Source organism: Bacteroidales bacterium (genome assembly GCA_023229505.1).
Classification (GTDB): Bacteria; Bacteroidota; Bacteroidia; order Bacteroidales; family JAGOPY01; genus JAGOPY01.
Genome location: JALNZD010000013.1, coordinates 19,017 through 33,507, shown reverse-complemented (window position 1 = coordinate 33,507; position 14,491 = coordinate 19,017). Strand labels below are relative to the sequence as shown.

Annotated in this window: 13 protein-coding genes; 9 read left to right on the top strand and 4 right to left on the bottom strand. The window is 40.3% G+C overall.

Annotation, left to right across the window (positions count from 1 at the left end):
- Nucleotides 1–11: 11 nt before the first annotated feature.
- From M0Q51_06375 to M0Q51_06345, 7 genes are read left to right on the top strand one after another with little or no spacing between them, the layout of a single operon-like run.
- Nucleotides 12–233, top strand: coding sequence for a YegP family protein (locus M0Q51_06375; GenBank protein MCK9399605.1), 222 nt, complete (start codon nucleotides 12–14; stop codon nucleotides 231–233).
- Nucleotides 233–553: a hypothetical protein gene (locus M0Q51_06370; protein MCK9399604.1), complete on the top strand. Its 321-nt coding sequence runs from the start codon at nucleotides 233–235 to the stop codon at nucleotides 551–553. Before M0Q51_06375 ends, M0Q51_06370 begins: the two co-directional genes overlap by 1 nt.
- A complete protein-coding gene (locus tag M0Q51_06365) occupies nucleotides 550–765 on the top strand; it encodes a hypothetical protein (protein MCK9399603.1) in 216 nt (71 codons plus the stop codon). Before M0Q51_06370 ends, M0Q51_06365 begins: the two co-directional genes overlap by 4 nt.
- Nucleotides 762–1,103 carry an aspartate 1-decarboxylase gene (locus tag M0Q51_06360; GenBank protein MCK9399602.1) on the top strand — a complete coding sequence of 114 codons (342 nt, stop codon included), beginning with the start codon at nucleotides 762–764 and terminating at the stop codon, nucleotides 1,101–1,103. Before M0Q51_06365 ends, M0Q51_06360 begins: the two co-directional genes overlap by 4 nt.
- Nucleotides 1,100–1,540, top strand: a complete 441-nt coding sequence (locus M0Q51_06355) for a lysozyme (GenBank protein MCK9399601.1) — start codon at nucleotides 1,100–1,102, stop codon at nucleotides 1,538–1,540. The genes M0Q51_06360 and M0Q51_06355 overlap by 4 nt, the downstream gene beginning before the upstream one ends.
- Nucleotides 1,537–2,148: a hypothetical protein gene (locus M0Q51_06350; protein MCK9399600.1), complete on the top strand. Its 612-nt coding sequence runs from the start codon at nucleotides 1,537–1,539 to the stop codon at nucleotides 2,146–2,148. Before M0Q51_06355 ends, M0Q51_06350 begins: the two co-directional genes overlap by 4 nt.
- 16 nt (nucleotides 2,149–2,164) lie before the next feature.
- A complete protein-coding gene (locus tag M0Q51_06345; GenBank protein MCK9399599.1) occupies nucleotides 2,165–4,306 on the top strand; it encodes a hypothetical protein in 2,142 nt (713 codons plus the stop codon).
- 12 nt (nucleotides 4,307–4,318) lie between these two features.
- Here M0Q51_06345 and M0Q51_06340 read toward each other — a convergent pair whose 3' ends face one another.
- From M0Q51_06340 to gyrA, 3 genes are all read right to left on the bottom strand, one after another.
- A complete protein-coding gene (locus M0Q51_06340) occupies nucleotides 4,319–4,999 on the bottom strand; it encodes a hypothetical protein (protein ID MCK9399598.1) in 681 nt (226 codons plus the stop codon).
- 196 nt (nucleotides 5,000–5,195) lie between these two features.
- Nucleotides 5,196–6,335, bottom strand: coding sequence for a tetratricopeptide repeat protein (locus M0Q51_06335; GenBank protein MCK9399597.1), 1,140 nt, complete (start codon nucleotides 6,333–6,335; stop codon nucleotides 5,196–5,198).
- Between the two features lie 82 nt (nucleotides 6,336–6,417).
- Complete coding sequence (gene gyrA, locus M0Q51_06330; GenBank protein ID MCK9399596.1) at nucleotides 6,418–8,931, bottom strand: DNA gyrase subunit A; 2,514 nt, start codon at nucleotides 8,929–8,931, stop codon at nucleotides 6,418–6,420.
- 316 nt (nucleotides 8,932–9,247) lie between these two features.
- Here gyrA and M0Q51_06325 point away from each other — a divergent pair, with 316 nt between their 5' ends.
- Nucleotides 9,248–11,773 (top strand): ATP-dependent Clp protease ATP-binding subunit, encoded by a 2,526-nt coding sequence (locus M0Q51_06325; GenBank protein MCK9399595.1) that lies wholly within the window; start codon nucleotides 9,248–9,250, stop codon nucleotides 11,771–11,773.
- Between the two features lie 53 nt (nucleotides 11,774–11,826).
- Here the strand turns inward: M0Q51_06325 and M0Q51_06320 are convergent, their stop codons facing one another.
- Nucleotides 11,827–12,525 carry a hypothetical protein gene (locus M0Q51_06320; GenBank protein MCK9399594.1) on the bottom strand — a complete coding sequence of 233 codons (699 nt, stop codon included), beginning with the start codon at nucleotides 12,523–12,525 and terminating at the stop codon, nucleotides 11,827–11,829.
- Nucleotides 12,526–12,703: 178 nt separating this feature from the next.
- Here M0Q51_06320 and M0Q51_06315 point away from each other — a divergent pair, with 178 nt between their 5' ends.
- Nucleotides 12,704–14,488 (top strand): acyl-CoA dehydrogenase family protein, encoded by a 1,785-nt coding sequence (locus tag M0Q51_06315; GenBank protein MCK9399593.1) that lies wholly within the window; start codon nucleotides 12,704–12,706, stop codon nucleotides 14,486–14,488.
- Nucleotides 14,489–14,491 lie beyond the last annotated feature (3 nt).

Here is a 14,491-nt window from a genome sequence, read left to right as displayed (position 1 = left end):
TTTTTAAATCTATGGCAGCAACTAAAATGTTTCAGATCTGGAGTTCCAAAAAATGGAATTTCAAAAAGTTAAAATTCGTAAAGATGTGGTTCTGGCATCTTGTTTCTATTTCGAACCTTGGCGTTGAAATTGTCGCCCAAGGTGAAACAAATGGCTATTTCAATCTTGCGGATTGTAAAAAAGGAATTGAGTTCGTCAAAAATAGTAACGATGCTAAAACCGAAATCATCTGATGGAACTAGAATATATTCTTACGATTATCGGCGGCTTCTTGCTTTATGCAACCGGCCTTGTTGGAGTTTATGTTAATATAAGAATCAAGCTGAAAGAGCTTGAGGTAAAACTTACCAATCTCAAAGAGGATCTTAGTCAGCATAAACTCATTACCGGTATTAACGTGAAAAATCTTGAGGAACGCAATACATTGGAGCATGATTCAATAAGCCTTAAAATGGATAATCTCTTAGAAAAGGTCACTGAAATTCGTGTTGAACAGGCTACTGTCAGTGCTTCACTTTCAACTAGCATTAAATTTAAAACTAAACAATCATGAAAACTGGCTATTTTGAAGAAGCCCCCGGCGTTAAATCCGCCATGCGCTTGCAGTCATTCATTTCTCTCTGGATCGGTGCTGGTATTGCTTGTTTCGCAATCGGAACCAAGCAATTAGATGTCAATGTTATTGCACTGGTTACTCTTTTTATCGTTGCCGCTTTCGTTCCTAAAGCAGTTCAAAAATTTGCAGAAATGAAATCTACTCCATGATTTTAAGGCATTTTCTCAAATCAAAGCTTCAGGAAGTCATCGTTACCCAGGCTAACATTGAATATGAAGGCAGTATTACCATCGATCAGGATCTGATGGATGCTGCTAACCTCTATCAGTACGAAAGAGTTGAAGTAAATGGCAAAACTTCAAAAAGCCGTATAGCTACTTATGTTATTGCCGGAGAACGCGGCTCCGGTATTATTGCCCTGAATGGGGGAGCCGCGCTTCATTTTCAGGTCGGAGATCAGGTTCATATTCTGTCTTATTGCTTGTCTGATTCCGGCTGCATAATCAATCCTATTGTTGTTCACACGGTAAATAACAGATTAAAATGAGCAATTTAAAAGCATCTGATAAATGCCTGGCATCCTTGATGACGGTTGAAGAACTTCGTCTTCAATCCTATCAAGATGTTGCAGGCAATTGGACTATAGGTTATGGCCATATGGCATTTCCTGCTGGTCCAGGGCAATCTATTACTATGGCTGATGCGCTCCGTCTTTTTAAGGAAGATGTCGCACCAGTCGAAGACTTCATCAACCATAATTTGATGATTAATTCTCAAAATAAGTTCGATGCCCTCGTTTCACTCATTTTTAATTTGGGCATCGGCAATTTCTCTCATACGCTCTGTTATCGCCTGGTCAAAGCAGATCCCGAAAATCTGGCTATTGCTTTCGAATGGGTAGAGATCATTAAATCTGGCGGTAAAAGATATCGCGGTCTGCTACTTCGCAGACTGTCTGAACTTCAGTTATACTTCAGCTCATGATCAAATACTTTTTAATTGTCATCGCCATTTTGGTTCTTGCCCTTGCTGGTCTTACCAAAATTTGGCTTATTACCGTGAAAGACAGAGACAGAATATCTAACAACCAATCTGCTTTACTGTCTGAAATCAATTATTTCAGGCTTGCAGATAGTTCAAACGCAGCAACCATCGGTACGCTTACATTGAAACTTTCAGAAATCAGAAATTCTAATAATCCGCAATTGGAGGAAATGAAAGCAACTCTTAAATTGATGAATATCAAATTAAGAAATCTTGATTCCTATTCTTCAGTAAATACAGAGACAACCACACTGATAAACTCATTCCTTCGTGATTCGATTATTTTTGATACTGTGCCGATCAAACATCTTTCCATTTCTACCAAATGGAATGATGTTACTCTTTCTGTATTCCCTTTGTCTAAGGACTCAATTTCAATGCGAGTCATCACCTATGATCAAATGGAACAGGTTCTTCACAAAGAACCTCGAGGTGCGAAATTTTGGACTTCTGCGTTCTGGAAAAAACGACCTATTAAACAAACCATCAGGTTCCAAAATCCTGATACCAAAATTTCTTACCCTGCAGTAATTACTCTTTCCAGATAATCACGGAGGAAATTCAATGTTTAGCATCATCGTAAATGACCATAAATTAGACACTTCCGGTATCCGAGTTAATCTTTACCTTAGATCCACCTTTCCTTTTACTCCGGATCAGGGACAGATCGAAGGCTCATTTGCTTTTAATGGAACACTTCCAAATTCCCCGTTAAACAAACGCATATTCGGCTTTCCTCACAGGATTGAGGGTGTTTTCGATCTGCCTACGAACATTCCCTGCAAACTGACCATAAATGCCCGAGTCTGGTATGATGCCCTTATCTCCATAACATCTGCCACGGAAATCTCCTTAAATTTCGATCTCCTTATCGGTTATGGAAGCTTTGCTTCGCTAATCGAGGGTAAATCATTGAAAGATTTAATTTTTCCTGATCCAATTGAAATAGGGGAGGACCAGTCAGAAGTTATTGCCTATGCCAATGCCCAGGTTGCACTTTCTTACCCAACGGTCAATTTTAATTTCCCTATGATTTACGCTCCTGATTTTTACGGAGATGGCAACGATACTTTTCTTGATTTCATCAATTTATATGGTCAAGACAGCTTTCAGGAAAATGTTATCAATATAAATGGCACTCAAAACTTAAATACGCTGGTTCCCATGCTTTATTTACAGTATGTTACCAAACTTTGTTTTGAGTCCTTTGGCTATAAGCCTTCGGGAACTTTTTTCGATGATCCGGACCTGGCTAAAGCTATGCTTTATAATAATTATGCTATTGATCAGAAATACAAGAAGTTCTTAGTTCAGGCGTATCAGGGATCTTCACAAGAATTTCCGCCAATGCCGGCTAAAATCATGTTCACCGTTGATTCACCTTTGCCCAATGAAGATGAATATGACATCTTTGATACGACCACCTCAGAATACACGATCAGCGCTGTCGGTGAGTACATGATTCCGGTTTCCTTCAAATGGTATAATCTGCTGAATGATCCTATGAAGCTTAAAGTAAAGCTTTATCTGGATGAAGATTGCATTGAAACCGTTACATTTAATGAAACCCAGTGGTGGCAATGGTTTTCAAGAGAAGCATTTTTCACAAAATTCTTTGATTCTGATTCGCTTGGCAAAAAGCTATCCATCAGAATAGTTTTAGAAGATCAATACGGCAGAAATATTTGCAATGGTTATATCAAGCAAGCCTCTGTAGTCTTTGAAAATGTCGATCTTACTGATCTAAATGAATTTACCAGGCAAATTGATTTGAAGAATCATGTCCCTGACAAGGAAATCTCTGCTTTCCTGGTCAATCTTCAATTGATTTTCGGGGTAATTATCGGTTTCGATCATGAAAATAAGCTGGCGGATGTCAGCTTTGTCCGCGATGCTTTGCTCTTAAAAGATGGCCATGATCTTACCGAAATGACCAGGTTATCTTCAAAAAAAGTTACCATCGTTCCTCCTGAAGGATATACGCTAAAATTTGAATTCGATTCTTCTGATGATGAAACGAAAAATATCGCTGAAATAGTCGATCTCTCAAATTATATCGGTGAATTCGCAACTTTTTCCGATTTGCCCTATCCATCACAGCTCACTGACGTGGCCTATGTTTTAAATACCAATTGTTATTACATTTTCATTCAGCCGGAAGGCCTTGGCCCGAACTGGAACCTGCTTTGCCATTATCATCCTGTAATAACTGTAGGGGAGGGGAAAAACGAAGTAAATCCTGATATGTCACCACTTTTAATGTACCGGCACCCAGGTACCAGATCCATTCTGCCTGTAGTACTTCAAAAGGGTACATCACTTGCCTTCAATGGTGATATTGAAGACTGCGAACTCAGGTTCTTTTTTTACCACGGCCTTTATAAGCAAACTGATTTTGATAATTATTATCCTTTTGCTTCATCTTTAAATTATGATCCTCGTGGAAATTCGATAGGGGACTTCGATCTGGTTTTTAGCGGCAACAGAGGCATTTTCAGCGCCTTTCTCTCTGATTACTATTATTGGCTCACAAACCTGATGAAGCAAGCATCCTTCAGTACCAGGATGTCTTTTACGCTTTTAAAAACGCTCGATCTTCAAAGAATCTACCGCATTTTTAATTCCCGATTTCTTATTAGGGAAGCCAAGGTTTCCGTTTCCGAAGAAGCAACGGCTGATGTCGAAATCGAGTGCTGGAAAGTATAAGTAATTGTTTTTTTAATCATTTATAATTTCCTTTGTGGTATGCTTTCTTAGCCTTGTGAGGGATTTAGCAAACTTTTCCTTTTCATATTGGCTGTTTAAATTGACAGGATGGCCTAATATTTCTTTTGCAGCAACCATTTCAGTAAAGGTAACAACTGGCTCTTTATCTGACTTTGGTTTTACAATGCTTTCCATTCTTTCCCTGAAATTATCCACCATATCAATTTCCAACCGGAAGCGGTAATTGTCTGCCCATTGATTCCGCTTTGCGGCAACCCTTACCAAAAGCCCCCAAAAGGCTTTGAGTTCGTTACCGATCATCCGGAGATCCTGTGTCAATCGCCACGCATCTCCGCCATGATCCCAATGCACTGTGCGATCAAATAACCTGGTCAGGCTTACTGTCAGGTTATCACAATCATGGTTTACGTTGATTTCGCTTTGCTCTACATCATCCATATAAAACCAAAGACTTCGATAAGCAACGAACGCCCTGGCAAAACTTTCATTATATAAGAAGAGTAGGTCAGTCATATCCTGACTTAATTTTCTTAGAAAATCCTCGACTTCTCTTTTGGTTTCAAATAAAAAAGTATGGTTGTCAAAACCAGTTGTAACGCGATACTTTCTGTTAGCAGTTCTTAAATTTGTTTTGTCCGGAGACTCATAATGGGTAATGATAATTTTTTTCATGGGACGGCAAATTTACATTATAAAAAATCAGAAACATTTGCAAATGTTTTTGTTTCTTTCCTTAGTTATTAGATGCCTGATTCCCAGTATACCTGCTTTAGCTTAATTTGCCAATATGCCCTATAATTAATATTATGTTAAATAGCATTAGCATAAGTAAAGGAGGACCATTTCTGAACCTCCTCTCTTTATTTTTTTATTTCTGTAACCTTAAATTAATGCTTTGAAGCTTTTCAGTCATCCCCAATCTTGTATATATCTCTTTTAAAGAAACCATCGTATTCACATCATCAGGCATCAACTCTAAAGCTTTTTCAAGGTAAGGTATCGATTTATTCAACATTTCATCAGCCCTCGCTTTTTCACTGTCATATTCTTTCACCGCGTCAAGTGGTAAATCATTGGCTTTATCTAATATGTCAGCCGCCTGGTTCACATATAAAGCTCCAAGGTTATAATTCGCTTCAAAATAATCAGGATTTAATAAAATAGCGTTCTCATAAGCACTGGTTGCTTTTGCAATATCTCCCATCTGATCGTAAATTGTACCGACTGCAAAGAAAATAGAAGGATTTGTTTTATCAAACTCAAGAGCAGTTTCCAGATCTTTCATTGCTTTTTCCTTTTCATTGGTGGCCAGGTAGATATTTGTTTCAGCAATCAGCAAGCCAAAATCCTCCGGAAAAAGTTCTCTTCCTTTTCCTATAGATTGTAAAGCCATCACCGTATCCCCTTCCGCCTTATAAATATCGCCCATGCTGGTATAAACTTCGGGTTTCTGGAAACCCAGCTGTATTAACTGCTGGTAATATTGTTTTGCCATTTCTGTTTCTTTGCCTTGTGAGGCAGCGACAGCAGCATTAAACAAAGCAGTCGTATCGATACTTCCAACGCTTTGACTTACCATAAAAGCCTGCTCAAAGCTTAGTGCCGCTTCTTTGAATTTTTGATCATTGTAATTGATAACTCCCATATTATAATACCCTTCTCCAACAGCAATAGTATATTTTAGAATATCAACAGTAAATTCTCCTTTTGTATCAAGCTCTTTAGCTTTCTGATATGATTTAAAGGCAACTCCAAATGGGTCAGGATCAAGTTTATGATAATTTTCATTGGTATCAACGGCAATATCATAGTATATATTTCCCCTGTAAAACCAGGTTTTTGCATCCATAATCGTTTTTTCGTCCTGGGCAGCTTCATCTATTGCTTGTTTGGCAAGGTCAAGTTTTCCATAACGTTGATAATTGTATGCACTGGTTCTTTTGTTGGTCTGGCCAAACATGACCGCTGCAGAGGTCATGATCAGCATGGCTAAAATCACTCTTTTCATAAGTATCCGTTATTTGAATTGTTAATTGTTTAACAAAATTATCAATTAAAATAAATCTAACAATTACTTTGCCATTTTTCTCCTAGACGTCTTCCCCATTAACAACATCTTCATCCAGATCATCCTCAAAACTGCCATTTTCAGCTTCTGATTCATCAACTTCGACTTTCGCGACCGAAGCGATCGCATCCTCATCACGCAGATTGATCAGCCTTACTCCCTGGGTTGCTCTTCCCATCACCCTGAGGTCTCTCACACCAAGTCTGATTAAAATACCAGATCGGTTGATGATGATCAGATCATCTGAATCAGTGACTTCTTTAATAGCGATCAGGTTACCCGTTTTTGACGTAATATTGATCGTCTTTATGCCCTTTCCTCCCCTGTTGGTTACTCTGTAATCTTCCAGGCTTGATCTTTTACCATATCCGTTCTCTGAAACTACAAGCACGTCAAAGTTCACATTTTCGACACATATCATTCCGATTACTTCATCTTCCCCTTTTCCGAGTGTAATTCCCTTAACCCCTGCAGCATTTCTCCCCATCGGCCGGACCTTGCTTTCATTAAACCGGATAGCACGACCGGATCTAAGAGCCAGCAATACTTCATTGGTCCCATTAGTAAGCTTCGCGGCCAGCAGTTGATCATTCTCATTTATATTAATGGCAATAATACCCGCCTGGCGGGGGCGTGAAAATGCTTCCAGCGTGGTTTTCTTTATTATGCCATGCCTGGTGCATAGAATAATAAAATTATTGTTCAGATAATCTTCATCGGCCAGGTTTATAATTTTGATAAATGCCCTGACCTTATCGTCTGGCTCAATATTGATCAGGTTTTGGATTGCCCTGCCTTTAGAGTTCTTTGTTCCTTCCGGTATTTCATATGCCCTGAGCCAGAAACACTTACCTTTTTCAGTAAACAAAAGCATATAGTTGTGAGTGCTGGCAATAAACAAATGTTCCAGGAAGTCCTCCCCTCTCAGGTCGCTTCCACGGGCTCCCCTCCCACCCCGGTTTTGCCTCCGGTATTCCACCAGGGGCGTACGTTTGATATATCCCAGGTGTGAAATGGTTATGACTACCTCTTCATCGGGTATCACATCTTCCATCCGGAAGTCTTCAGCTGTATATTCTATAGTTGTTCTGGGTTCATCACCATATTTCTGCTTGATTTCTGCCAGTTCATCTTTGATGATCTTCATCCTCAATGGTTCATCTGACAGAACCAACTTGAAATATTCAATTTGCTTAAGCAGCTCAAGGTATTCCTGCCTTATTTTATCGCGTTCCAATCCTGTAAGCCTTTGCAAGCGCATTTCAAGAATGGCCTTTGCCTGTATCTCAGATAACTGGAACTCTTTGATCAGACCTTCTTTTGCCTCGTCTGGTGTCCTGCTGGCACGGATCAGGGCAATCACCTCATCCAGGTGATCAAGAGCAATCAGTAACCCTTCCAGGACATGGGCCCGTTTTTCAGCCTGTTCTAATTCATATTGGGTTCTGCGGACGATTACCTCATGCCTGTGATCTACAAAATAATGAATCAGGTCCTTAAGATTCAGGGTTTTGGGCTTGCCATGAACCAAAGCGACATTATTGACATTAAATGCTGTTTGAAGGGCCGTCATTTGATATAATTTATTCAGGACGACATTGGCAACAGCGTCTTTTTTCAGCTCATATACAACCCTGAGACCAGTACGGTCCGATTCATCCCTGATATCAGAGATCCCTTCAATTTTCTTTTCATTTATCAATTCTGCTGTCCGGCGAATCATCTCAGCTTTATTGACCATGTAAGGAATGCTTGTAACGATAATCCTGTCTTTGCCGCCGGGTGTCGGCTCTATTTTGGCTTCGCCGCGGACCACAATGCGTCCCCGGCCGGTTTCAAAAGCTTCCTTTACTCCTTCATAACCATAAATTATCCCTCCTGTCGGGAAGTCAGGTGCTTTAATATATTGCATCAACTGCTCGATGGTAATTTCCTTGTCATCAATATAGGCAATAGTACCATCAATTACCTGGGATAAGTTATGCGGAGGCATATTGGTAGCCATCCCGACAGCAATCCCGGATGCGCCATTAATAAGCAAGTTAGGAATCTTAGCCGGAAGAACTTTTGGCTCTTCCAGCGAATCGTCAAAATTCAGCTGAAAATCGACCGTATTTTTATCGATATCTTCGAGCAATTCTTCAGCGATCTTGCGCAACCTTGCTTCGGTGTACCTCATAGCAGCAGGGGAATCGCCATCGATGGAGCCAAAATTACCCTGGCCATCTACCAAAGGATATCTCAATGACCATTCCTGGGCCATTCTAACCATTGCATCGTATACTGAGGTGTCGCCATGCGGGTGATATTTTCCAAGTACTTCCCCGACGATCCTGGCTGATTTTTTATAGGACTTGTTTGCAAGCACTCCCAAATCCAGCATTCCATACAAAACTCTTCTATGAACCGGTTTAAGCCCGTCCCTGACATCAGGGAGCGCACGTGAAACGATGACCGACATTGAATAATCAATATAAGCGGTCTTCATCTGGCTTTCAATATTAACCTTAATTATTTTTTCTTCTTCTGGCTGCATACTATTCGTTAAAACATTATTTATCAACACTTTGTTCTATTCGTGCCTTCGGTGCGAAGTTACTCATTTTTTGTAAGATGGGTCGTCTTTTTTGACTCTTTTTATTACTAACAGCTGTTTGTTTATATTTAAAAAGCATCAATGCCAAAAAAGGCTGATTGCTATATTAGATTTGTTATACCTTATATTCAGATGCTAATGTTTGAACTTTTTATGCTCAGGACTGTTTAACAGAATCATCGAAAGATTTAAATTCCGGTATTATAGATGTTTTTATCTAATTTTGTACAATTATACTGATTGCAGAAACTAACGGATGGAAGCTAAATTTTCTCAAAGAGTTAAAGATGTCCTTTCATATAGCCGGGAAGAAGCCCTCAGGCTTGGAAATGATTATATCGGACTGGAGCACCTCTTACTGGGGATTCTCCGTGAAGGTGAAGGACTGGCAGTGCAGCTGATGAAGTATTTCGGAATGGACCTGAACGAAGTAAGGAAAATGATTGAAAAAGCTGTCGCTAACCCGGGAGAAACTCTTCGTCATGCTGATAATCTCCCGTTGGTCCGGCAAGCGGAAAGAGCTTTGAAAATAACCTACCTGGAAGCGAAAATGTTTAACAGTGAACTTATTGGCACTGAACATCTTTTACTTTCCATACTGCGTGACGAGGATAATATTATTACGAAATTTTTTGAAAAAAGTGGCATCGATTATGATACGGTAAGGGACGAACTGAAAAAGATTCTTAAGGGTAAAGAAGCAGATGAACGAACAGATCCCACTGATGATTTACCAGGCGACCCTGCTGATGAAGATGCAGAAGAAGCCGGACGAGGCTACGGGAATGCCACCAGAAAGCCCACTGACTCTAAATCAAAAACCCCGGTGCTTGATAATTTCGGCCGTGATATAACCAAAGCTGCCGAGGAAGGCCGCCTTGACCCAATTGTTGGCCGTGAAAAGGAACTTGAACGGATAGCTCAGATACTGAGCCGGAGAAAAAAGAACAATCCTATCCTGATCGGTGAGCCTGGAGTGGGAAAATCAGCTATTGCTGAAGGATTGGCAGACAGGATCGTGAAGCGCAAAGTCTCGCGTGCACTTTTTGATAAACGGATCATTTCACTTGACCTGGCCTCATTGGTAGCGGGAACCAAATACCGCGGACAGTTTGAAGAACGGATGAAAGCCGTTTTAAATGAACTGGAGAAAAATCCCGATATCATCCTTTTTATCGATGAGATCCATACAATTGTCGGTGCAGGTAATGCTTCCGGTTCACTCGATGCATCAAACATGTTCAAGCCTGCCCTTTCCCGTGGGGAAATTCAGTGCATCGGGGCTACTACCCTTGATGAATACAGGCAATATATTGAAAAAGACGGAGCACTTGAGAGACGATTTCAGAAAGTATTAGTCGACCCGACCACTACAGAGGAGACCTTCCAGATTCTTAATAATATCAAGGAAAAATACGAAGACCATCACCTTGTTAAATATTCAGATGAGGCAATCCTCGCCTGTGTGCAACTCACGAACAGATACATTACCGACAGATACCTGCCGGATAAGGCAATCGATGCTCTTGATGAAGCGGGGGCCCGTGTCCATATCACCAATATTCACGTCCCTTCAGATATAATAAGTATCGAAAGCCGGATAGAGGAAGTCCGCCAGAAGAAAACCAGGGCCATCAACAGCCAGAAATTTGAGGAAGCCGCCGAATACAGGGATATGGAAAGAAAGCTTCAGGATAGTCTTACCCTGGCTAAGAAAAAATGGGATGAAGATTCTAAGATCAACCGGGAACTGGTTACTGAAGACAATGTGGCGGAAGTCATTGCCATGATGACTGGAATTCCGGTTCAACGGATCGCGAAAAATGAAGGCACCAGGCTGGTTAATATGGAACAGGAACTTGCGGGATCAGTTATTGGGCAGGATGAAGCAATAAAGAAAGTTGTTAAAGCCATCAGGAGAAACAGGGCCGGCCTGAAAGATCCCAAAAAGCCTATCGGATCGCTTATTTTCCTCGGACCAACCGGTGTGGGCAAGACCCATCTGGCAAAAGTTCTGGCAAAATATCTCTTTGATTCTGAGGATACCCTCATTAGGGTTGATATGAGCGAATATATGGAAAAATTTGCTGTTTCCCGCCTTATTGGCGCTCCTCCGGGATATGTCGGATATGAAGAAGGCGGCCAGTTGACTGAGAAAGTAAGAAGAAAACCATACTCCATTGTACTGCTTGATGAAATAGAGAAAGCTCACCCGGATGTTTTTCACCTGCTTCTACAGGTTTTGGATGATGGCGTGCTTACCGATAGTATGGGCCGCAGGGTCGATTTTAAAAATACGATCATCATTATGACCTCGAATATTGGTTCCCGTCAGCTAAAGGATTTCGGAGAAGGGATCGGGTTCAGCACTTCGGCAAAAAGGACCACACGGTCTAATTTTGCCCGGGGAGTTATCGAGAGTGCTCTGAAAAAAACTTTTGCCCCTGAATTCCTTAACCGTATCGATGATGTCATTATCTTCGAATCACTTGACATTGAAGATATTCACAAAATTATTGAAATTGAACTGAAGTACGTTTTTAAGCGTATTGAAGATATTGGTTTCACCATTCAATTATCAGACAAAGCAAAGGATTATATCGTTGAAAAAGGCTGGGATGTTCAGTTTGGAGCCAGACCATTGAAGAGAGCGATCCAAAAATATCTTGAAGACCCATTGGCGGAAGAAATCATCAAAACAAAGATTGAACCAGGATCTGTTATAATGGTTGATTATGACCAGGAGTCGGATGAAATCAAGGTTAGTACGCAAAAACCCTGATGTATTGTTTCTAACCGCAATTTACTGATCAGATAAACATCTGCAATCCTTTTTCAGGCTTCCATAACTAATTTTTTCCCCGTGACCTTAATATAGTATTGCTTCAGGTTCTCAATAATAGCTTTGTTTTCCTTGTTGAGATACTTGATATCTACGGTGAAACCAGTATTTTGATAATGAATTATCTGATCTTTGGTATTCTCTATATAAAAATTATTTCCTGAAAGATCTTTCACTTCAAGGAAATGAGCAGTCAAACTGGCTTTTATGTCATTTTTTGGATTCTTGAAAATATATTCACCCATAAAGAAGGAATCATTCATAAAATAGAAAACGAGAATCGCCTTGCTCCCTGCTATCGTTGCCTGATATCCAAGGGCTTTAATCACGAAATCTGGTTGATTAAAGGCGAATGCATTGAAGCAATATGGATTCCCTTTTTTCTTTAAAAAATCTTTATAATTGATAAAATAAGGTGTGTTTTCAAAGTAAATTTCTTTTTTAGTTTTAAATGAAGGCATTTCTTCATTTTTGGACACTATAAAAAGCAAATGGGTTGTAAATTCATCGCGGAAGCAATATTGATATGGGCTCCTCACAAAATATTTTTTATAATTGTGAAAGAACTCGTAACTAAATTTACCATAAATCATCCTGATTAATGCCAGGATTATCACTCTCCTGAAACGAACTGCGAGGATAAGCAGGATAATTAAGATGCCAACACCGATAATTATTCCTCTAAAATCCATTTTATTAACTACATTATTGTTTATTTCTTTATCACAAAAACTAATGAAAGTAATATTCATATGCAGTATAAATATTATTACCAGTTAGCAATGATTGGCTGGAAGTACACATATTTGCAGTCAAAGAGCAGCCTGAAATTATTTATTTATCTTTGCCGCAAAATCAAAACATGGCATGATGGAAGATAGTAAAAACACTATTGGTGGTGACTTTCTAGTCAAAGAAGTAACGTCTGAAGATATTTTTATTCCTGAAGAGTTTAATGAAGAACAGAAGATGATCACACAAACCTGTGATGATTTTCTTGAGTCAGAAGTTTTTCCTATGCTTGACAGGATTGACAAGCAGGAATTAGGGCTGATGCCGAAACTACTTAGCAAGGCAGGTGAGCTCGGGCTTCTTGCCATTTCTATTCCGGAGGAATATGAAGGTTTCGGGCAGTCATTCCTGACATCCATGCGTGCAAATGAGTCACTGGGAGCAGGTTATTCATTTACGGTGGCTTATTCGGCCCATGTCGGTATTGGCACGATGCCTATTGTATATTATGGGAACGAATTACAGAAACGTAAATATTTACCTAAACTGGCAACCGGAGAATGGATTGCGGCCTATTGCCTTACTGAGCCAAATGCGGGTTCAGATGCAAATTCAGGCAGAACCAAAGCTATTTTGACGGATGATGGGAAGCATTATCTTCTTAACGGACAAAAAATGTGGATCACTAACGGCGGGTTTGCTGATGTTTTAACGGTTTTTGCAAAGATTGACAACGACAGGGTGCTCAGTGCATTTATTGTCGAAAGCCATCTGCCAGGAATCAGCATGAACCCGGAAGAGAATAAGATGGGAATCAAAGGATCCTCCACGCGACAGATTTTCTTCAATGATGTTAAAGTCCCGGTCGAAAACCTGTTAGGTTGTCGCGGGGGAGGTTTCAGGATAGCATTAAGCATCCTCCATATGGGCAGGATAAAACTTGGCGGGATTGTGCTAGGGGCTGCCAAACGCACTATCAATCAGTCAGTTAACTATGCCAATGAAAGAAAGCAATTCGGTTCCCTGATTTCCAGTTTTGGCGCTATCAAACATAAATTGGCAGAACAGGTAATCCGGACTTTTACCAATGAATCTGCTGTTTACCGCACCAGCATGAATATTGAAGAAGCGGCAAAAATGAACATGGCAGCCGGCCTGGAAAAAGGAAAGGCTGAGATTGAAGCTATTGCAAGGTTTTCTGTCGAATGTGCCATGCTAAAAGTGTATGGTTCCGAAGTCCTGGACTTCGTGGTCGATGAAGCCGTTCAGATTTACGGGGGTATGGGGTATTCGGCAGAAGCCCCTATCGACAGGGCTTATCGTGACTCCAGGATAAACCGTATTTTCGAAGGCACTAATGAGATCAACAGGCTCCTTGCTGCTGATTCTGCCATTAAAAAAGGCCAGAAAGGTGATTTTGATCTCTTTGGAAAAGCCAGGGCCATTTTCGAATCTATCGATTTTCTCGAAGATATTGAACCGGAATTCCCAGGGTATTTTGAAGAGAAATTCCATTATATTAATAATCTCAAAAAAGCAGTATTATTGGTCATCCATGCTTTTTCCGAAAGATACAGGAAAGACCTGATCATTGAACAGGAAATCATGATGAATGTCGCCGATATGATGATACAGCTTTATATATCTGAATCAACGCTACTGCGGGTTGACAAAATGAGGAAATATTTTGATAAAAAACATATCAGTATTTATCAGGATATCCTGGATGTTTTTGTATATGACGCTGCTGCAAAAATGACCAAAGCGGGAAAAGATGCTGTGAATTCTTTTGAAGAAGGAGATTTGCAGAAGAAATTGAACCGTGCCCTCGATATCTTCACCCGGGTCGCCCCGGTTAATGTAAAAGATGCCCGCCGGAGGATTGCCGACAGGCTTATTTACGACACCCGTTATACTTTCTGATAG